At 54.5% G+C, this 18,078-nt stretch carries 19 protein-coding genes and 3 pseudogenes; 11 read left to right on the top strand and 11 right to left on the bottom strand.

What is annotated here, in order from left to right:
* Window positions 1-181 precede the first annotated feature (181 nt).
* The 6 genes and pseudogenes from M9799_RS20495 to M9799_RS20470 all read left to right on the top strand — a co-directional run bounded on the left by M9799_RS20495 (window position 182) and on the right by M9799_RS20470 (window position 4,835).
* On the top strand, window positions 182-505 hold the full coding sequence (locus tag M9799_RS20495; RefSeq protein WP_263726270.1) for an ArsR/SmtB family transcription factor: 324 nt from the start codon (window positions 182-184) through the stop codon (window positions 503-505).
* A gap of 108 nt (window positions 506-613) precedes the next feature.
* Window positions 614-1,120: an arsenate reductase ArsC gene (locus tag M9799_RS20490; protein WP_231045143.1), complete on the top strand. Its 507-nt coding sequence runs from the start codon at window positions 614-616 to the stop codon at window positions 1,118-1,120.
* 54 nt (window positions 1,121-1,174) lie between these two features.
* The gene (locus M9799_RS20485) at window positions 1,175-2,464 is read left to right on the top strand and encodes an arsenic transporter (RefSeq protein WP_231045142.1); all 1,290 of its coding nucleotides are present in this window, start codon (window positions 1,175-1,177) and stop codon (window positions 2,462-2,464) included.
* 25 nt (window positions 2,465-2,489) lie between these two features.
* A complete protein-coding gene (gene arsC, locus M9799_RS20480; protein WP_231045141.1) occupies window positions 2,490-2,921 on the top strand; it encodes an arsenate reductase (glutaredoxin) in 432 nt (143 codons plus the stop codon).
* 16 nt (window positions 2,922-2,937) lie between these two features.
* A pseudogene (gene arsH, locus M9799_RS20475) lies at window positions 2,938-3,623 on the top strand (arsenical resistance protein ArsH).
* Window positions 3,624-3,635: 12 nt separating this feature from the next.
* Window positions 3,636-4,835 carry an MFS transporter gene (locus M9799_RS20470; RefSeq protein ID WP_231045139.1) on the top strand — a complete coding sequence of 400 codons (1,200 nt, stop codon included), beginning with the start codon at window positions 3,636-3,638 and terminating at the stop codon, window positions 4,833-4,835.
* A 185-nt stretch (window positions 4,836-5,020) separates the two neighbouring features.
* Here M9799_RS20470 and M9799_RS20465 read toward each other — a convergent pair.
* Window positions 5,021-5,149: pseudogene (locus M9799_RS20465) on the bottom strand (Y-family DNA polymerase); the annotation flags it as partial.
* A gap of 2 nt (window positions 5,150-5,151) precedes the next feature.
* Window positions 5,152-5,595: a LexA family protein gene (locus M9799_RS20460; protein WP_231045149.1), complete on the bottom strand. Its 444-nt coding sequence runs from the start codon at window positions 5,593-5,595 to the stop codon at window positions 5,152-5,154.
* Window positions 5,596-5,742: 147 nt separating this feature from the next.
* Here M9799_RS20460 and M9799_RS20455 point away from each other — a divergent pair, with 147 nt between their 5' ends.
* The 5 genes and pseudogenes from M9799_RS20455 to M9799_RS20440 all read left to right on the top strand — a co-directional run bounded on the left by M9799_RS20455 (window position 5,743) and on the right by M9799_RS20440 (window position 8,870).
* The gene (locus tag M9799_RS20455; protein ID WP_231045138.1) at window positions 5,743-6,108 is read left to right on the top strand and encodes a type II toxin-antitoxin system RelE/ParE family toxin; all 366 of its coding nucleotides are present in this window, start codon (window positions 5,743-5,745) and stop codon (window positions 6,106-6,108) included.
* Complete coding sequence (locus M9799_RS20450) at window positions 6,101-6,427, top strand: XRE family transcriptional regulator (RefSeq protein ID WP_231045137.1); 327 nt, start codon at window positions 6,101-6,103, stop codon at window positions 6,425-6,427. Before M9799_RS20455 ends, M9799_RS20450 begins: the two co-directional genes overlap by 8 nt.
* Window positions 6,428-6,493: 66 nt before the next feature.
* The gene (locus M9799_RS20700) at window positions 6,494-6,775 is read left to right on the top strand and encodes a recombinase family protein (protein ID WP_377009190.1); all 282 of its coding nucleotides are present in this window, start codon (window positions 6,494-6,496) and stop codon (window positions 6,773-6,775) included.
* A 630-nt stretch (window positions 6,776-7,405) separates the two neighbouring features.
* Window positions 7,406-7,714, top strand: a complete 309-nt coding sequence (locus M9799_RS20445; protein ID WP_231045136.1) for an H-NS histone family protein — start codon at window positions 7,406-7,408, stop codon at window positions 7,712-7,714.
* 169 nt (window positions 7,715-7,883) lie between these two features.
* Window positions 7,884-8,870 (top strand): annotated as a pseudogene (locus M9799_RS20440) (DUF4238 domain-containing protein).
* Window positions 8,871-8,923: 53 nt separating this feature from the next.
* On the opposite strand, the gene M9799_RS20435 reads toward M9799_RS20440, so the two are convergent.
* From M9799_RS20435 to M9799_RS20395, 9 genes are all read right to left on the bottom strand, one after another.
* Window positions 8,924-10,267: a TrbI/VirB10 family protein gene (locus M9799_RS20435; RefSeq protein WP_231045135.1), complete on the bottom strand. Its 1,344-nt coding sequence runs from the start codon at window positions 10,265-10,267 to the stop codon at window positions 8,924-8,926.
* The gene (locus M9799_RS20430; protein WP_231045134.1) at window positions 10,254-10,742 is read right to left on the bottom strand and encodes a conjugal transfer protein TrbH; all 489 of its coding nucleotides are present in this window, start codon (window positions 10,740-10,742) and stop codon (window positions 10,254-10,256) included. The genes M9799_RS20435 and M9799_RS20430 overlap by 14 nt, the downstream gene beginning before the upstream one ends.
* 1 nt (window position 10,743) lies before the next feature.
* Window positions 10,744-11,667 carry a P-type conjugative transfer protein TrbG gene (gene trbG, locus M9799_RS20425; RefSeq protein WP_231045133.1) on the bottom strand — a complete coding sequence of 308 codons (924 nt, stop codon included), beginning with the start codon at window positions 11,665-11,667 and terminating at the stop codon, window positions 10,744-10,746.
* A gap of 13 nt (window positions 11,668-11,680) precedes the next feature.
* Window positions 11,681-12,370, bottom strand: coding sequence for a VirB8/TrbF family protein (locus M9799_RS20420; RefSeq protein WP_231045132.1), 690 nt, complete (start codon window positions 12,368-12,370; stop codon window positions 11,681-11,683).
* 62 nt (window positions 12,371-12,432) lie between these two features.
* Window positions 12,433-12,720 carry a hypothetical protein gene (locus M9799_RS20415; RefSeq protein ID WP_231045131.1) on the bottom strand — a complete coding sequence of 96 codons (288 nt, stop codon included), beginning with the start codon at window positions 12,718-12,720 and terminating at the stop codon, window positions 12,433-12,435.
* A complete protein-coding gene (gene trbL, locus M9799_RS20410; protein WP_231045130.1) occupies window positions 12,717-14,600 on the bottom strand; it encodes a P-type conjugative transfer protein TrbL in 1,884 nt (627 codons plus the stop codon). Before trbL ends, M9799_RS20415 begins: the two co-directional genes overlap by 4 nt.
* 1 nt (window position 14,601) lies before the next feature.
* Window positions 14,602-14,805: a hypothetical protein gene (locus M9799_RS20405; RefSeq protein ID WP_231045129.1), complete on the bottom strand. Its 204-nt coding sequence runs from the start codon at window positions 14,803-14,805 to the stop codon at window positions 14,602-14,604.
* A 2-nt stretch (window positions 14,806-14,807) separates the two neighbouring features.
* Window positions 14,808-15,581, bottom strand: coding sequence for a P-type conjugative transfer protein TrbJ (gene trbJ / locus M9799_RS20400; RefSeq protein ID WP_231045128.1), 774 nt, complete (start codon window positions 15,579-15,581; stop codon window positions 14,808-14,810).
* Complete coding sequence (locus M9799_RS20395; RefSeq protein ID WP_231045127.1) at window positions 15,562-18,069, bottom strand: VirB4 family type IV secretion/conjugal transfer ATPase; 2,508 nt, start codon at window positions 18,067-18,069, stop codon at window positions 15,562-15,564. The genes trbJ and M9799_RS20395 overlap by 20 nt, the downstream gene beginning before the upstream one ends.
* Between the last annotated feature and the right edge of the window lie 9 nt (window positions 18,070-18,078).

Here is an 18,078-nt window from a genome sequence, read left to right as displayed (position 1 = left end):
ACTGCCCCCTGCAAGCTCGCTTGCGATGACCTACAGGCCGCGTGCATTGCCGTCGCTGGACGGCAGTACAACTGTGAAGTCCAGCTCAAACCCGCCCATCACGCGGCCGACCGGTAACGAACATTGCGATCGAAATACTCTTTTTTAACCATTAATTCAATAATCGTTGTATCATTGATTTATGCAAGAGACCCAAGTCATTCGTTCGCTATCAGCCCTCGCACATGAGGCCCGCCTGCGTGTGTTCCGCGCTCTGGTGGTGGCTGGACCGGAGGGCCTTACCCCTAGCGTCCTGGCAGAGCAGTTGGGCATTGCACCCAATGCGCTGTCCTTCCACCTCAAGGAGTTGTCCCATGCGGAACTGGTCAGTCAGGAGCGCCAAGGGCGCAACGTGATTTACCGCGCAGCCTTCCCAACGATGAACGAACTGCTGGCTTATCTCACCGAGAACTGCTGTCAGGGCGCTGTTTGCACGCCTGCGGATGCCTCCGCCTGCAATTGCTGATCTAACAGGCGAGCGGCACCGCTTGCTTTGTGCCTTTCCCCGCGTGCCGCAGCGGTGACCGTCTGCGCACCTCGCACCATTCGTCCTCAAGTCCTGCTGCTAAAACCTATGACCGATACCACTGCCCCCTTGAATGTCCTGTTCCTGTGCACCCACAACTCGGCGCGCAGCATCCTGGCAGAAGCCCTGCTCAACGACATGGGCCGGGGCCGCTTCAAGGCCTATTCGGCCGGCAGCAGCCCACGTGCCAACCAACAGCCCAACCCCCTGGGCCTGCAAGTGTTGCAGCGCGCCGGCGTGTCGGTGGACGGCCTGCGCAGCAAGACCTGGGACGAGTTCGCCACGCCCGAGGCACCCCACATGGATCTGATCATTACGGTTTGCGACAACGCTGCGGGCGAGGTCTGCCCGATCTGGCCTGGGCATCCAGCCACGGCGCACTGGGGCTACCCCGATCCTTCCGCAGGCGATGCGCCTGAGGACACCAAGCTGGAAGCCTTCCGCCAGACCATGCACCTGATGCGTCGCCGCCTGGAACTACTGGTCAACCTGCCCGCCGACAAGCTGGACAAGGCGCGCTTGCAAGGCACGGCGCGCGACATGTCGGCCTCCTGATTTCCTGCGCCGTCGCCCACGAACGCAGACCTCTCACCCTCGCACTCCCACACTATGCTCACGGCTGCCCTGATCTTTGTTTTCACCCTGGTTTTGGTTATCTGGCAACCCCGTAACCTGGGCATCGGCTGGAGCGCTTCACTGGGCGCGGCCATTGCGCTGCTGCTGGGGGTCGTGCAGCTGACGGATATTTCGGTGGTCTGGAATATCGTGTGGAACGCTACGGCCACCTTTGTCGCAGTGATCATCATCAGCTTGCTGCTTGATGAGGCCGGGTTCTTTGAATGGGCCGCGCTGCACTTTGCGCGCTGGGGCGGCGGCCGTGGCACCAGGCTCTTTGCGCTCATCGTGCTGCTGGGCGCGGCCGTGTCTGCCTTGTTCGCCAACGATGGGGCCGCGCTGATCCTCACGCCCATCGTCATGGCGATGCTGGTGGCCCTGGGCTTCTCGCCGGCAACCACTTTGGCCTTTGTCATGGCGGCAGGGTTTATCGCCGACACGGCCAGCCTGCCGCTGATCGTTTCCAATCTGGTCAATATCGTTTCGGCCGACTTCTTCGATATCGGATTCAATGAATACGCCGCGGTCATGGTGCCGGTCAACATCGTCTCGGTGATCGCCAGCTTGGCCATGCTGCTGTTGTTCTTCCGCCGTGACATTCCCGCAGCCTACGACCTTGGCAAGCTCAAACGCCCCGCCGATGCCATCAAGGACCCGGCCACCTTCCGTGCGGGCTGGGTGGTGCTGGTCCTGTTGCTGGTTGGCTTCTTCGGCCTGGAGCCCCTGGGCGTGCCGGTCAGCGCCGTCGCGGCGGTGGGCGCTGCCATTTTGCTGGCGGTGGCTGGGCGCGGGGCTGTCATCAGCACCAAGAAGGTATTGCACGGCGCTCCTTGGCAAATCGTGGTTTTCTCCCTGGGCATGTACCTGGTGGTCTACGGTCTGCGCAATGCGGGCCTGACAGACTACCTGGCGGCGTTACTGGACCGTTTTGCGCAGGGCGGCATATGGGGCGCGGCCCTGGGCACAGGCCTGCTGTCTGCCCTGCTGTCGTCCGTGATGAACAACATGCCGACCGTGCTGGTGGGCGCTTTGTCTATCGATGCCTCCAGTGCCAGTGGCATCGTCAAGGAAGCCATGGTCTACGCCAATGTGATCGGCTGTGACCTGGGCCCCAAGATCACCCCCATCGGCAGCCTGGCCACGCTGCTGTGGCTGCATGTGCTGGCCAAGAAGGGCATGACGATTGGCTGGGGCTACTACTTCAAGGTCGGTGCGGTGTTGACCGTCCCGGTTCTGCTGGCCACCCTCGCGGCCCTGGCATTGCGCCTGAGCCTTTTTGCTTGAAGCGCCCCTTTGCTTTGGACCTGCCATGAGCACCATCACCATCTACCACAACCCCGCCTGCGGCACGTCCCGCAACGTGCTGGCCTTGATCCGCAACAGCGGCGAAAAGCCCTGCGTCATTGAGTATCTCAAGACGCCACCCGACCGGGCTACGCTGGAGCGTTTGCTGGCCACGATGGCAATTCCCGTGCGCGATCTTCTGCGGCAAAAGGGCACGCCTTTTGATGAACTGGGCTTGGCCGACCCGAAGTGGACCGACCAGCAGTTGATCGATTTCATGCTCGAGCATCCGATCCTGATCAATCGCCCCATCGTGGTGACGCCGCTCGGCACCCGCCTGTGCCGCCCTTCCGAGGCTGTGCTGGACATCCTACCTCGGCCCCAACAGGGCGCACTCTCCAAGGAAGACGGCGAAGCCGTCATCGACGCGAAAGGACAATGTGTTGCAAAGCACTGATCTCCCCAACCTGGATATGCAATCGTTCGAAGTGCCAGACCTGGCGCGGCTGCTGCCGCAGCAGCGCGCTGCACATCCCCCTCGCATCTTGCTGCTCTATGGGTCGGCCCGGGAGCGCTCTTACAGCCGGCTGTTGACGGAGGAGGCAGCCCGGCTGCTGCGAGCAATGGGGGCCGAGCCGCGGATTTTGACCCACGCGGACTGCCTCTGCCCGACGATGCACCGGACAACCACCCTAAGGTGCAGGAGTTGCGTGAGTTGGCGCTATGGGCGGAAGGCATGGTCTGGACCTCACCCGAGCGCCATGGGGCCATGACCGGAATCCTGAAGGCCCAGATCGACTGGATTCCCCTTGCCGTGGGCGCCGTACGGCCGACCCAGGGCAAGACCCTGGCCGTGATGCAGGTCTCCGGGGGCTCGCAGTCCTTCAATGCTGTCAACCAGATGCGCGTGCTGGGTCGCTGGATGCGCATGCTCACCATCCCCAACCAGTCGTCCGTCGCCAAGGCCTTTGCAGAGTTCGACGAAGCAGGTCGCATGAAGCCGTCCTCATATTACGAACGGGTGGTTGATGTGATGGAGGAGTTGATCAAGTTCACGATCCTGACCCGCGACTGCGCGGACTACCTGGTGGACCGCTACAGCGAACGGCGCGAAAGCGCCGAGGCGCTGTCCCAGCGGGTCAACCAACGCAGCATTTAAGGCGACGCGACGATGCAGCGCCGCACACAGACCACCGTCATGCTGGGTGTGGCGCAAACGCTGTCCTGGGCATCGTCGTACTACCTGCCCGCGGTGCTGGCTGAATCAATCAGCCGTGCCGTTGGCATGGCGTACTCCACAGTGTTCGCCGCGTTCTCAGCGGCACTGCTGGTTTCAGCTGCCACTGGGCCCGTGGCCGGTCGGCTCATCGACTGTTTCGGTGGCCGTCCGGTTTTGATCGCAAGCAACCTGGTATTTGCTGCCGGACTGGCGATACTGAGTCAGGCCACCCAGTCCAGCGAGGTGTTTCTGGCCTGGGCCATCATGGGTATTGCCATGGGCAGCGGCCTGTACGAGGCAGCGTTTTCCACGGTTGTGCGCCTCTATGGTCAGGACGCCCGACCCGCCATCACTGGCATCACGCTGTTTGCAGGATTCGCCAGCACCATCGGGTGGCCACTATCCAGCCATCTTGCGCATGAGTTTGGATGGCGCGAGGCCTGTTTGACCTGGGCGGCGCTGCACCTGTTGCTGGGGCTCCCGCTCAACATGTTGTTGCCACGGGCTGCAAAAGCGGCCGAGGAGGGGTCAAGCGACCGCAGACAAGAAGGAATGCAGGACGCAAGCGAGGAAGTGCAGTTCCGCAGGCGCACCGTGTGTCTAATGGCCTATGTGTTCGCTGTCTCATGGTTTATCAGCACCGCCATGGCTGCCCACCTGCCACAGTTGCTGCAAATTACAGGCGGAACGGTGGCGGTAGCTATCTGGGCCGCAGCGCTTGTGGGGCCTGCACAGGTGGCGGGACGCTTGGCAGAGTACGGGTTCCTCAGGAATGCACATCCGCTGCTGTGCGCAAAACTGGCGATCCTTGCCCATCCCTTGGCCGCCATCTGTCTGGGTTTGGTTGGTGCCCCTGCGGCCAGCGTTTTTGCCATTCTGCATGGGTTGGGAAACGGCATTCTGACCATCGCCGTGGGTACGCTGCCGCTCAAGGTGTTCGGCGCGCACGGCTATGGTCTGCGCCAGGGCTGGCTGATGGTACCGGCGCGCATTCTGCAAGCCGGCTCGCCGTTTCTCTTTGGCATGGCCGTCTCCCAGTGGGGTTCAGGCGCACTGTGGCTGTCCTCATTGCTGGGAATCACCGCCTTCTGGGCGCTTCACGGTATACGGCTTCCGCAACATGTCACTGAGCTAGACAAGCCAAACCTGTAGCGGAATGGATGTCACGAGGGGGCATTCGGCGGCAGAGGAAAACGTGCGGCGCCCGATTTCTCCACGACTGCCATGACAACGTAGCGTGGCTTCTGCGACTCTTGGGGAAGTGGAGTCTCATATGCACAGCTTATCGCGATGATGTTGAAACGATACCTGGTTGACGGATGATTGCATTCCACATAATCGTCTGATCTGGCAATGGCGCAACCGTCGTTGTTGGACAGCACGACCACCGGAATGCCGCGCAGCGAGGGGCGAAAGGCGCGTTCGCACGACACATAGAAATTATTCCCGTCGATCAGCGCGAACATGGCTATCTCGAGAATCGCTTCACACAGGCCGTGACCACGCCCCAGATCTCGAGGGTCTGGCCCTCGCGCGGAACAATGTCGGGATAGGTGCGGTTGCCCGCCTTAAGGCGAAAAGTGCCGTTGACCTGGTGCAGAACCTTCACGGTGAATTCGCTGTCCAGGATTGCAACCACTATGCAGCCATGGCGCGCCGTCAGCGCTCGGTCCACCACGATCAAATCGCCGTCATCGATGCCGTATTCGGTCATTGAGGGCCCAGCCACACGCAGCAGATAGGTAGCCTGGGGGTGTTCCACCAGAATTTCCGAAATGTCCAGGCGCTTACCGCTGAAGTCTTCCGCGGGAGAGGGAAAGCCGGCACGCACAGAGCAATCCGCTAATGGCAGCACCAAAGGAGTTGCAAGCCAAGGAATCGGCTGGCCGGCGATTAATGAATTGCTGTACATGCGTACAGTATACGTTTGGTTGCGGAGCTTGAAATGATTTTCATAACGCTGCGGGTCTAACGGTGCGCTTACCACGCTTAAAAGAAGTTGCTTGACCTTTACATGTATTCCTTTGACGGAATATTCCATGGAAGCTATACTTGAGTCATGAAATGGGATGTCGAGTACACAGATGACTTTGGCGACTGGTGGGCCGGCTTGACTGCAGAAGAGCAGGAATCGCTGGATACATCGGTACGTCTGTTGGAAGCGCGTGGGCCTACCCTGGGTTTTCCTCATAGCAGCGGAATCAATGGCTCACGGCACAGCCATATGCGGGAATTGCGCACTCAGCATGATGGGCGCCCACTTCGAACCTTGTACGCGTTTGATCCCCGACGATCAGCTATTTTGTTGATTGGCGGGGACAAGACAGGAAACGACCGTTGGTATGACGTCCATGTTCCCATCGCCGACAGGCTTTACGACGAACATCTGGAGCAACTTCGAAAGGAAGGGCTGATCAATGGCTAAGAAATTCTCTGAACTGCGGCAGCAAATGTCACCCGAGGCACAGGCCCGCGCCGAGGTTCAGGCACAGGCAATGCTTGCCGAGATGCCGCTCAATGAGCTGCGCCAAGCGCGTGGCCTGTCGCAAAAGATGCTGGCGGATGTACTCCGCGTTCAGCAGCCTTCCATTGCCAAAATGGAGAGGCGCACGGATATGTACCTTTCCACGCTACGCAGTCACATCGAGGCGATGGGCGGACAGCTGGAGATCGTGGCGCGCTTCCCGGACGGCGCGGTGAAGATCAATAACTTCGCCGATCTGAGCGGCAAAGCGGTAGCGTAGATAGTCGGCTGGGAAGATCAAACGCGCGCCAGTACGATTTACCCAGTGAGAAATGGGCACCCAGCAATGACATGCTTCTGTGCTTGGGGGCCCTACGCTGGGGCAGAGCGGATCTCCACAGGCTGGTACCGAATGGCCGAGTACGTATCTTGGCTATATGCGAAGCTTGGAGCCTCAAGTGGCCCGAAGATTAAGGAGCTCTCAGATGTCGTCAGGGAAGATAAGGACGATAGGCCAGGACTTGAAAAACCATTGCAGTACCTGCGCGAAGGTGACGCCCTTATCGTTTGGAAGCTGGACAGACTGGGCCGATCCCTTAAACATTTGGTGCAAACGGTCTTAGACTAAGGGAAACGCGGAATTTCATTTAGATCATTGAGTGATCCAGAGATCGATACGACAACACGCAGCGAAAGACTGCTTACCAATCTGCTTCACTCGCGGAATTCGAGCGTGATTTGATCCTCGAGCGGACCGTTGCTGGGCTGACGTCAGTAGCAGCCAGGGGCGCAAGGGAGGAAGAAAGCCCGTAATCCTCACTGCAAAGCTTCAGCAAGCGAAACAGATAGTGGACAAGGGGCTTACATTCCGAGAAGTCGCTGCAGCATCAAAGTGGAGAAGACTGTGCTTTATGAAGCGCTAAAAGTTGATTCAACATCCTAGACGGAGGTAAACTATGAGTTACCATCATATGTACGCGCCACTGGCTAAAGTAAGCGGAGTAGTCCGCCTCTTTCTGAAGCTATTTGCTTGGGTGCTATGTTTGAACGTCGCTCTCCTTTCAATAGCTGCGTCGGTGGCCGATATTCCGTTGATGACGTTGCTTCCTCATTTTATTAAAGCTGGTTTGGCTGTTTTCGCTGCTTATATAATTCCAAGAGTAATGAGTAACATTTTGATGAGAATTCGTTAAGTAGATGTTAGAATTCTCATTGAATTTTGTGGATAATGTTTAATAAGATAAATGAAAGGATTTTTATGCAAACTACTTATAAAGAATTGATGGCTCAGCGCGATGCCCTGGAACAACAGATCCAGGCTGCACGTAAGGCAGAGCTCGACGAAGCCGTATCCAAAGTTCGCTCCATTGTTGCCGAATATTCTTTGACCGCTGAAGATGTTTTTGCGCCTGCGCGCGGACAACGCAAAGCATCTGCTGGTCATAAGGTAGAAGCAAAATATCGCAATCCCGCCACGGGCGATACCTGGACTGGCCGCGGGAAGGCGCCAAAGTGGATTGCTAATGAGGATCGCCAAAAGTTTTTGATTCAGACCTCGGCGGCTTAATAGGTTTTAAATAAAAAGGATGGCAGTAGTCATCCTTTTTTGTTATTTGTCCAACCTGAGGTGCAAAATTTTCATATTGTCGAGGGTATAAAGACGGATGACAAAGGGGCTGCTTTGGTTTGGCACATATTAGAGTGCAAAGAAGATAGGCTACCTTACTAGGAGAGAAATGAACGAACGTTATGCATTCTTTTCCAAGATCCAGGAAATAATTAGGGGACGCATAGAAAAGCAAAGCCGGAATCCGCAGAAACCTCGAAGGCAGCATTTTGTTCCGGCGAGTTACCAAGCAAGGTTTCGGGCAGATGACGAAAAGCTTTGGGTATACATTTTCTCAATGAAAAGCATTAGGGAAAGTTTTCCAAGAAGAATTGGGGTAATTCAAGACCTATACACTCTTCCTAAAAATTAGGGCGAGCCTAGCTATGTAGTTGAACACTTCTTAGCAGCTATCGAAGATATATCAGCACCAGTTATTGAGCGTATCTTAGCAGGCAAGGATTTATCCGAGGAAGATAGATTCTGGCTCTGCTATTTCCTTGGAGTCTCGTTCTGTCGCTCACATGATCTAATTCGTTCCTACAAAGCGATTTATAGTGAACTTCACTTGATGGAAATAAAATCTCAGTATTCGTCGCTTGAGAAAACTCAGGAGCGGATTGATGAAGATCCTAACCTGGATGGGCTAAGCGCCCAAGAGTTATTCGATTTAGTGCACTCAGAAGAATATGAAATTATTTATGAAAATCATGGGGTCGTTCCTGCAGTAGTGCGGCTTGTTCCGCTTATTTGTCAACTTTTTTGGGATTCCAAATTAACAATTATTCAGGCGCCAAAGAAGGAGTTTTTCGTAACTGGAGATAGTCCAGTTGTGTTGCTACCATCTCGTGAAAAAAACTCCATAGGCTTTGCGCAATCGTCTCGTGCAATACCCTTAAGCAGTGATATATGCATCATCTCCACACCTGGTATACCAGATATATCAAGAAAGATCGCGGATCGAGAATTTGTAAATTACATGAATCTGCTAATTGCGGCATCGGCACATGAGTTCATTCTGGGAAGAAGCAAAGCCTTGATTGAAAGCCTCGTTCGAGCAACAGGGGCACAAGATCGAACTTGGAAGTCTGCCTTCCGAGTGAACCAATTCACTTAGTAATTGATGTGAAGTGACTGCCCAATATGGATATTGAATTAATGCCAATAATTTCATTGAGAAGAAATGCTTGACAAGGGGTGTCCCTCCCACGTTGGCAATATAATATCTTTTGTCACCATAACATTGAACTCATAGCCTGGTCGGATTTGCAATGTAGGCTGTATGTTCATGTTCCTTTGCGCCATCTGCATACCAAGCTGTCCCATTTGCTGACCCAGCGAACCCGCGATGATTTGCGAGCTGCTGTAGTTTTCTCCGTTTTGGGCCTGCGGTTGTGAGAGCTGAATTCCTGCCGAAAACAATGAAAGCAACAGACCATGCCCGAAAAGCCGCCCGTAGTGGTTGTTAACTTTGTCATGGAAACCGGCATACCCGCCCTGATCCGCGCCTGGCATGCCATCAAGTGAAATAGACGAGCTATCGGGATAGATGATCCGTTTCCATACAACGAGTGCACGGCTCTGTCCTAAAGTTACGCTGCTGTCATAGGTGCCGATGAGCGTAGCTCCTGGCGGGATGAGCAGTTGGGAACCGGTGGCTGAGTCATAGACCGCTTCGGCTACGCGTCCAATGATTTGCCCTGGCAAGTCTGAATTAACCCCGGACACCAAGACGCTCGGAATTACCGTTCCTGCTTTGATCTCTTGAGATGGCGCGAGGGGGGCTTTGCGCTGGTTTGCCAGATAGACATTTGCTTCGGGAGTGCCAGACAAAAATGCGCGCTTTTGGGCTTGACCATTTTCAGCAGCCATCCCACTCACAGCGCCCATGCCATAGGGGTCCCCAGAGCTTGGCATAGGGCCTGCGGCCATGTATCGCTGCATCATTTCCTGCGGGTTGAGCTGTGATCCGGGACTATCTGGAGCACCCGGCGTTGGGGCTCCCGACTTTCTCTCAAATTTTTGAATGGCCCCATCGCTATCCAATGCGGCCTCCCATTTGGCAAGGTGTTTTTCTTCGACCTGCTGAATGAGTTGCAGGCGGCGCTCCATTGTTTCGTTGACCGGGGGAAGAGACGACGGGCCTACTGCCGCGGCTGCAGCCTCACCGGGTGCCAATGCAGACTCCAAGGGGGCCGGTTTTCCAGGTGGAACAAAGTCTTCTCCAGGAGGCCACACTGGTGGGCGGGCTGCTTCTGTGACGACAGGAAGTGCAGCCGGCTTAGTCTGCGCAACAGCATCTGCTTGTTTGGAAAAAAAGGTGTATGTCATGCCTGCGACCGCCATTAGCAAGATCGCACCAACGATGACCAGGGGTACCTTGTTTAGCCGTCTCACCCCTTGCCCTCGTCGGGTAGACGACAAAAAATCGGGAGACTGGTCGGCTTCGTAGTCGTGGCGTTCGTCGATTTGTGTCTCCTCGGGAGAAAAATCAGAATTTTTATCGTATGTCATTGGGGCCACCTCCCACGGTAAATGGAAAGCCATTTGGCAGCAAAGCACCATCCTTATTCCGCTGATAGAAGCGCGAAGCTTCTATCCCTTGAAATTGCAAACGTAAAAGGACCCCGGTTTCCAGCGGGGAGGCCAAATAACGCAGTGCTGTTCCTGCCGGAGGATCCGCCTTTTCTTTTTTTTCAGGATTTTTCGTTGAAAGAATAAGAACGCCATAGCCTTTTTCCCGTAATGCAGTTTGCATCGCAGGCGTAAGCTCATCCGCCACGTTGCGGGTCGGTGGTGGATCAATCACCAGCATGGTTTTGGCAGGGGACAGCGATTTGGACAGGTATACGGCAGCATCGTTCGCTAATGTGATGGCGTCGGCGGCATTGATATTTGAATCAACGTAGGAGGACGAAGATCGTAAAGGCGCAGCACACGCACTTAGGAAAAGAGCAGCTGAAAATGAGATGAAAAGACAAAAGCGCATATCAATTTCCTCCGCGAATAAGGATCACCTTGACTTGGTCTCGGCCTACGCCGCTAATCAATGCCGCCCGATCCAGCACTTTATCGACAACGTACCGATCTCCGATCACGCGATAGTTCACAATTTTTATTGATGGATCAGAGAATAGGCCACCATCCTTGCCAAGTGCGACTAGCGCTGGAGCCGATCCACCGAAATCGGACGATGGGAATTGGATAAAGGTCTTGCTGCCATCGCTATAAACGCGTATAGGCTTCCAGCTTGGAGAATCACCGCTCAATTGAAATCCAAAATCCAGATTCGCGAGATTCTGGCCGGTAGGCATGGTGTTGCTTTGCAACTGCTTCAGTTGCCTTTCACGATGTTCAGCCCACATCTTTTCCGTTTCATCTGGGTAATCGAAAGAAAGGACAGGAATCCAGTCCCGCTGCGTACTAGCAAGCTTTATGGTGTAAAGGCGGCGATCCGTCGTTACTGTTAGATTGGTCACCAATCCGGTATTAGTAGGCTTCACGATAATAACGGTCTTTGCCGATGACCCGTTGCCGATGGAAGCGGGAGAAATCTTCCAGCGTGCGCTATCTCCAGCATGAACGTCATTGACAATTTCCCCGGATTGCAATTCGATGGAGCAAACTTGCAATGGGGTACAAACGAGTGTTGGCAAAGTCGCACCAAAGAGATATTTCACGCTGCCATCGGCGCCTTTGCGTGGTCTTTCTGGGTTTATTTTCCAGTCGTTTGCCAGCTGGGCACCATAACGCTCCTTGGCGTCTAGTGGAGCTGAATGCGGAGAAGTCAAATTGACGGGCGGGAGAGCCTCTTTTGGAGAACTCGAAAGTGCCGGTACTTTTGTTTGAGCAAGCGCCGCACTGCCTGCTACCGCAAATAAAGAACCAGCGATCCAGACAGTCGTTTTTTTCATGGTAATCACCCAACTAGTTGATTCGTTGATTCCAGGAGAACTGCTTTACATAGATTCCAAAGGGATTTAAGGTAATCGTGTCTTCATCGGTTGGGGTGGCCAATGAGGTCATGATTGTTGCGGTGTATGTTGTCGGATCTGAAATGGGTTTTCCATCTCTAGAATGGACAGTTTCTGTCCATTCGATTTGCCATGTATCTCCCCCAATCAGACTGGCGCCGTGCCAAGCCACTTCGGCAGTTTCTTTTTTTGCCCGCTGATAGGGATTGTGGTCACGGTGGTAAGTGGAAAGCGTTGTATATGCGGGACTATCCGGCAGCGTTGTGGCATATGTCGCTGCCACGATTTGTTGCTGTGCACGCGCATCGACATAAACAGTCCGAGCGCCTGTAATCCACTGGCGCAATGTAGACTTTATTTGTTTTTCGCTTGGTCTTCCAAGGCTGTTTGCAGGGGACACGCGGATGACTTCACCATAGCCGTTGGTTTCCACGATGTAAGGAATAACTTTTTGCTGACCTGAAATCCAAACCAGTCCCGCCGCCAAAATGCTCGACGTTGCTACACAGCCAAATGCCACGAGTCGCCAGTTGTTCGCCCTGGAGATGTAATCACCATAGCGTTCGTTCCATTCACGCCGTGCCGCTAGGTAGGGCGTTTCCGAGATTGCCTTTGATGTCGGTGCTTTCTGCTTGGAGCGCATAATTTACTCCATTTCTATAGTGGAGGACTTTTGACACGTAAAAAAATCGATGATTTGAATTATTAATATCGACCGTTTTTTTCTTGTGATTTAAACGTGTCAAGAATTTTCCTGCTACTTTTGCTTCCCAATAAGGGGGTATGGCTCAATGCGGAGCCGGCGCCTAACCAAGCCAACCCTAATATCGCGGAAAAGCGGCCTATTATGGCTTGCGCTTTGCGAAGTCGTGTGTCTATAAAGTCCAGCCGCTCTCCCCAGCCACGGCGTCGCAAAAACTGGCCCAGCGCCCATAGCGCAATTCCGAAAATAAGCATTAGCAATAAAGGAAGAAAACCGAGGAATCCGTTCATGGCTTACCTCCTTTAGGCTTAGAGGGTCTAATGATGTTTTCTGGATCACTACGGGAATCAAAACTGTCGGAATCATCTATTGGTGCGTTAACCCGTGGGGCGCCGCTTGTTAAAGACAACCCCGCAGCTCCTTCCATGCCGGGGACGGAAATGGCCGCCAAAATGCCCGTCCCTTTCACTACGCCTGATGCAACTTGCAGACCTGTTATCGGACCCTTTTGCGCTGCTGTGAGAATGGCTTCACCCATCTTTGTTGCCAACGTTGCGACACCCGCTGGAGGAATGTTCGCGGTGTTACCTGTAGCCCCTGCAGCTGGTGGAGCAGCAGTTGGTCGAGCAGCAGCTGGTGAAGCAGCAGTTGGCGAACCTGCAGCTGGTGAAGCAGTAGCTGCTGTTGGAGCAGTAGCGGCTGGTGGAGTCGACGCAGCTGATGGAGCCGTATCAGTTGATGGGGTGGCTGCCACTGGGGGTGTGGCTATTGGGGGTTTCGCCTCTGTGTTGGAGGTTTCGACTATTGGGGCAGATATCGTGTTGTCAGAAGCTTCTACTTCTGGAGAAGCTGTCGTTGAAGTTGGTGAAGTAGTCATTGAAGCAGAGCTTGCAGTGTCCTCCGTTGACGCCTTTACAGCTGCGTCACCGTGCGTTGTCGGTGACTTCGCCGTTTGCTTTGTTGCCTGCTGAACCGCGCTGGTGGAACGAGTGGAAATTGGTTGTGCCGGGTCGGATGGCAGATTACCCCCAACCCTTGTTGGCGCCGTTGCTGCTGCATTTGACCCGCCAGTGGTTGCGCCCAAGTCGGACTTCGCGGCGGATGTTCCTCCACCCGCACCCGCATTCCCTCCAATGCTGGAGTTCAAGACTCCCGCTAAGCCCCCGCCAGTTCCACTGGCTGCTCCGCCGCCAGTGCCTAATACCCCAGCCGCCGGCGCTGCTGCACCTGCCGTCGCAATCGTTGCCACGGCCGCAGCCGCGCCCGCCGCACCAGCTGCTGCCATCCCTCCAAGAGCCGATCCACCTCCCATGGATGAGCCATTAATCATGCCAGCTACGAGTTCAGGGACGGTTTTGGCAAGATAAGCACAGACAAGGCTCAATCCAACCATCGTCCACATTGATACGTTGTCTGCTGTATATGCTTGCGCCCATTTTTTTGCTGATTGCAAGACCATTCCAACAATTAGCGTCAAAACAAACAACTTGGCTCCCACGGAAACTGCATATCTAATCATGGCAAGCGAAAATTCACGTGTCCATTGGGATCCACCAAAACCCATAAAAAGTACAGAGGCATGAATAACTATATAGGACTCGATGAGAGTGACTGCCATAAATGCTGCGATAAATGTAAAGCAAATCACGACAATAAATGCTGAAAGAGAAACCAGTAATGCGGTAAGCGGATTAATAGTCTTCACATTTCCAATGGTGTTGGCTAACTTGATGGCTTCTGAAAAAACAGCGCCTGGTTTCAAGGTTTTTTCACTAATTCCGATAGCATGGGATCCCGCTTCTCTGAAGCTGTTGACTACTGCCTGTCCCCAATCAGTAGAAAATAGTAAAAGAGCATAGAAAAAACCAATTATCAAGATAAATCGTATGAGTTCCCCAACAATCTCTCCAAAATCAGCTTGGCGGAATATTAGTGGGAAGAATATCCATACAAACTGGATCGAGGCAAGTAACCAAAAAATACTAATGGCGTAGCCGCGTAATCGGGCGTCCCAAGAGGACGCGCTGTTTTTTACAAGATCAAGTAAGCCGTTAAGTGAGCCACTCGGGTCAGTGAGATGTGCAAATGTCTCGCCAGGAAAAAATGTCAACACGACAACCATCAGAGCTGACACCAAAAACATTGGCCGGCTACGTCGTGTTAAAAACATTTCAATACCCCTTATTTAAGTCGGTGTCATTTTGTTTTGCATCAAAACGGAAAGTTTCTTTTGGTTCTGAAACGCATTCTTGTGGTAAAAGGTGAACTTTTTCTGAAATTGTGTTTCTTGTGATAAACAATGAAGTTCCCAATCCTCCAATAATTATTGCTGTAATAATAGAGGATAAAAAAATCCATATGTTGATTTTCATCATTGTTAGTACCCCTTATCCAGGCCGGTGTCATTAATTATCATTGAACTGCGCTGCTGTTGAAGTGCGTTTTCAATAGACATGCGTTCTTGCTCTTGAGCCATATAATTGCTTTGCATCTGAATTTGTGTAGCCAGCAAATCCCGGAGTTTTTGAAGTTGCTGCACGTTGGAGGCCGCGATTTCGTTGCCTGCTTGGATGGCCTGAAGGCGCCCCTCTGCGTTTTGGGAGCGACTGACCAGCGTTCTGAGTTGCGCCTCTTCTGAGGCGAATGTGCTGATGTTCATTCCTGCGGATAGCATTGCCGTGCGCGCGTTATCCTGCCCTTGCCTATCCCACTTTTCATAGCGGCTTGGCATCATCTCGGACGCTCTGCTAGATGATTGAAGATAGGTTTGGTAGCCAGGAAACTGCTGCTTGAATGCTTCTTCAAGGTTTGAAATGTTCCTCCCAATCGCCTGGGTTCCGCGGTAGACATCTGCGATGTTTTCCAGATCGCGCGTTATATTTTTGAAATTTCTCGATGGCAAGGACATGCCTTGCTTCACCATGTCGTTGTATTGACTAATTTGGGTCTGCAGCTGTTTGGCCGTATTCAAATTCGTCGATACAGCTTCAGCGTACTCACGCATTTGGTGATACCACGTAGCGCAGTTCGAGCAATAAATGGCATGAGCAGGTTTGGGAGCCGATAGATAGAAAACAGAACCAATGAGCACGCTCGCCATGATTGCCGCCGAAGCATGCAAGCCGAAGGATTTATGCGAGATATTTCTCATAGTCCACCCCCTTTTTGGTCATCCAATGAAGCGGCCAGTCCGCGCCTTCTGTATCGATAAGGCGACGAATTTCCGCCAGTGTTTCCTTGTCTGATATCGCAACAAAAGCCAGTGCAAGAGGCCCCAGGCCTAGCTCAAATATCCGCCGTCCAAGCGGTGACTTGTAATAATATTGGCGCTTGTATCGACCGTTCTTCAGCAGAGCAATTTCTTTATTGTTCAGTCCAAACATCGCGTAAAGATCAGCCGGGCCAGGGCTGTCTTTGGTCCCGTGAAGCTCAGCCTCTTTGTTGGGCAGGAGAATCTTTGTGGGGCACTGTTCCATAAGGACATCGAGCAGACCAGAGCCCACTGCATCGGACAGGCTCTGCGTTGCCAAAATGACCAAACAGTTCTTCTTTCTAAGCTCCTTGAGCCATTCGCGCAGTTTTTCCCGGAAAACTGGATGGCCCAGCATCACCCATGCCTCATCCAGCGAAAGCATTGCTGGCTGACCTTTCAAGGACCGCTCAAAGCGGCGAAAAAGGAATAGAAGCACAGGGATGGCGTTTGCATTCCCCATGTTCATTAGCTCGTCTATTTCAAAGACGGTGTAGCTACTCAATTTCAGAGAATCGTCTTTGCCATCCAGTAGATGACCCATGGAGCCGTTCAGCGTGTAGTGCGACAGGGCGGCCCGGATCTCGCCGTCCTGTATGGTTGAAACGTAGTCAGTCATCGAGCGGAAGTCGCGTGGCGAGTCCCGCAAGAGATTCATGGCCCGATGGATCTCCGACTTCTGCTGCGGCGAGGGCTGTTTCCTGGCTTGCAGCTCAAAGCATGTGGCGATCCATTCCTCGGCCCAAAGCGCGTCCGACTCGCTGTCGATGTCGATCAGCGGCGTCAGCGCCGGGGTGTCCGCTTCGTCGTTGCCAATGTCGTAATGAATGCCGCTGGTCGCTTTGCACAAGGCAAACAGGGAGCGTCCCTTGTCAAACGCCGTGATGGTTGCCGGCACATGCGATCCGTCACGCCGCGGACGGCTGCGATAGCGCCTGAATTGGGCGTGGAGCGAAGCCAGAAGCGTCGATTTGCCGGCGCCCGTCGGGCCGAAGATCAGGGTGTGCCCGACGTCGCCCACATGCAGATTCAGCCGGAACGGCGTGTCACCGGTGGTGACCGTCTGCATGAGCGGGGGAGAGCCTGCTGGGTAGAACTCGCATGGATTCTCACGCAGCCCGGGCCAGACGCTGGCCAGCGGCAACAGGTCCGCAAGGTTCAGCGTGTGCACCAGGGGCCGGCGCACATTGGGGAAGGTCTGGCCCGGCAAAGACCCCAGCCAAGCCTCCAGGGCATTGACGGATTCCACGCGGGCGCCAAAACCCCGGCGTTCAAGTTCCCGCTTGACGTGGCGCGCCTGGTCTTCAAGTACCGTGCGGCTCTCGCTCATCAACACGATGACCGGCGTGTAGTAGCCATAGGCCACGAGCCCGGATTTGGCGTCGTTGATGGCTACCTCGGTCTGCCGCGACATTTCCAATGCGTCGGTATTGACCATGCCCTTTTGGGACTTCATTACCTGCGACCAGAATCCGCGGATCTTCTGCTGCCACTTCAGCCGGTACCGGTTGAGCGCGGCAATGGCCTCGTGCTGCTCAAGGAAGATGAAGCGGCTCGACCAGCGGTAGGCGAGCGGCAAGCCGTCGAGCATGTCGAGGATTCCGGGATATGAGTGGCCTGGGAAGCCCTCGATGGCGACGCAGCTGATGAATTTCTTTCCCAGCTTGGGCGTGTCGCCAGGCCATAGCTCATGGAATCCTAGCCACGCGTCGAGGTACATGGGGCAATCCGGGATGCGCAGCGCGATCGGCTCATTGGTCAGCGCAAAGTGAAGGTAGTTCACCAGTTCGTCGGACTCGTAGGCTTCTTCCCGTTCACCAGGAGGCTTGGACACAACGATGGATCCCATGCGGCGCATGTGCAGAAGGTCGCCCAGCCCGTCTTGCAGGTCGTCTATCTTTTTCTTGAATTCCGCCAGCAGGCGGTCTGCGGGGTTTGAGTCGTCGCGGCCTTCATCGTCATAGACGAGTTCGCCAACCCTCGAGTCGCGCCGGGTCGGTGGCAGGAACTGCAGGATCAGGGCGTACTCCGTTTCAAACAGGGCATCCTTGGCCTCGAAGGCGGCGCGGCGTTCCGCGTCGATCAGCGCCGTCACGGGCTCTGGAAAATGGGATTTTTCTGGTGCCGGATAGCCTGGCGAGGGGAGCCGGGCGGCATCCATCCACATGGCCCAGCCCGAGCCAAAGCGCGCCAGGTATTGGTTGACGAGCGCGGTGAGATAGTTGCGTTCCTCGGTCGTTGCCGAGGCGGCATCGTCCCCGCGGAAGAAAAAGCCAGCCATCAGCGAGCCGTCCTTTCCCAGCACGACCCCGTCATCGATCAGCGCCGCAAAGTTGAGCAGGTCAGGCAGCCCCGCGGCTTTGCTGCGGAAGGGGGCGAGGGCGAGCATTGCGAGCTC

This window comes from Comamonas endophytica (genome assembly GCF_023634805.2).
Lineage (GTDB): Bacteria > Pseudomonadota > Gammaproteobacteria > Burkholderiales > Burkholderiaceae_C > Comamonas > Comamonas endophytica.
The sequence above is the reverse complement of the archived record's forward strand: the minus strand, read 5'-3'. Positions and strand labels throughout refer to the sequence as shown.

Coding starts and splice junctions, on each gene's coding strand:
- M9799_RS20700 (WP_377009190.1), top strand. CDS start 6,494: ATGACATGCTTCTGTGCTTGGGGGCCCTACGCTGGGGCAGAGCGGATC.
- M9799_RS20460 (WP_231045149.1), bottom strand. CDS start 5,595: ATGTACAGCAATTCATTAATCGCCGGCCAGCCGATTCCTTGGCTTGCA.
- trbG (WP_231045133.1), bottom strand. CDS start 11,667: ATGAAAAAAACGACTGTCTGGATCGCTGGTTCTTTATTTGCGGTAGCA.
- M9799_RS20435 (WP_231045135.1), bottom strand. CDS start 10,267: ATGACATACGATAAAAATTCTGATTTTTCTCCCGAGGAGACACAAATC.
- trbL (WP_231045130.1), bottom strand. CDS start 14,600: ATGTTTTTAACACGACGTAGCCGGCCAATGTTTTTGGTGTCAGCTCTG.
- M9799_RS20415 (WP_231045131.1), bottom strand. CDS start 12,720: ATGAACGGATTCCTCGGTTTTCTTCCTTTATTGCTAATGCTTATTTTC.
- M9799_RS20405 (WP_231045129.1), bottom strand. CDS start 14,805: ATGATGAAAATCAACATATGGATTTTTTTATCCTCTATTATTACAGCA.
- M9799_RS20420 (WP_231045132.1), bottom strand. CDS start 12,370: ATGCGCTCCAAGCAGAAAGCACCGACATCAAAGGCAATCTCGGAAACG.
- arsC (WP_231045141.1), top strand. CDS start 2,490: ATGAGCACCATCACCATCTACCACAACCCCGCCTGCGGCACGTCCCGC.
- M9799_RS20450 (WP_231045137.1), top strand. CDS start 6,101: ATGGCTAAGAAATTCTCTGAACTGCGGCAGCAAATGTCACCCGAGGCA.
- M9799_RS20430 (WP_231045134.1), bottom strand. CDS start 10,742: ATGCGCTTTTGTCTTTTCATCTCATTTTCAGCTGCTCTTTTCCTAAGT.
- M9799_RS20495 (WP_263726270.1), top strand. CDS start 182: ATGCAAGAGACCCAAGTCATTCGTTCGCTATCAGCCCTCGCACATGAG.
- M9799_RS20490 (WP_231045143.1), top strand. CDS start 614: ATGACCGATACCACTGCCCCCTTGAATGTCCTGTTCCTGTGCACCCAC.
- M9799_RS20395 (WP_231045127.1), bottom strand. CDS start 18,069: ATGCTCGCCCTCGCCCCCTTCCGCAGCAAAGCCGCGGGGCTGCCTGAC.
- M9799_RS20485 (WP_231045142.1), top strand. CDS start 1,175: ATGCTCACGGCTGCCCTGATCTTTGTTTTCACCCTGGTTTTGGTTATC.
- M9799_RS20445 (WP_231045136.1), top strand. CDS start 7,406: ATGCAAACTACTTATAAAGAATTGATGGCTCAGCGCGATGCCCTGGAA.
- M9799_RS20470 (WP_231045139.1), top strand. CDS start 3,636: ATGCAGCGCCGCACACAGACCACCGTCATGCTGGGTGTGGCGCAAACG.
- M9799_RS20455 (WP_231045138.1), top strand. CDS start 5,743: ATGAAATGGGATGTCGAGTACACAGATGACTTTGGCGACTGGTGGGCC.
- trbJ (WP_231045128.1), bottom strand. CDS start 15,581: ATGAGAAATATCTCGCATAAATCCTTCGGCTTGCATGCTTCGGCGGCA.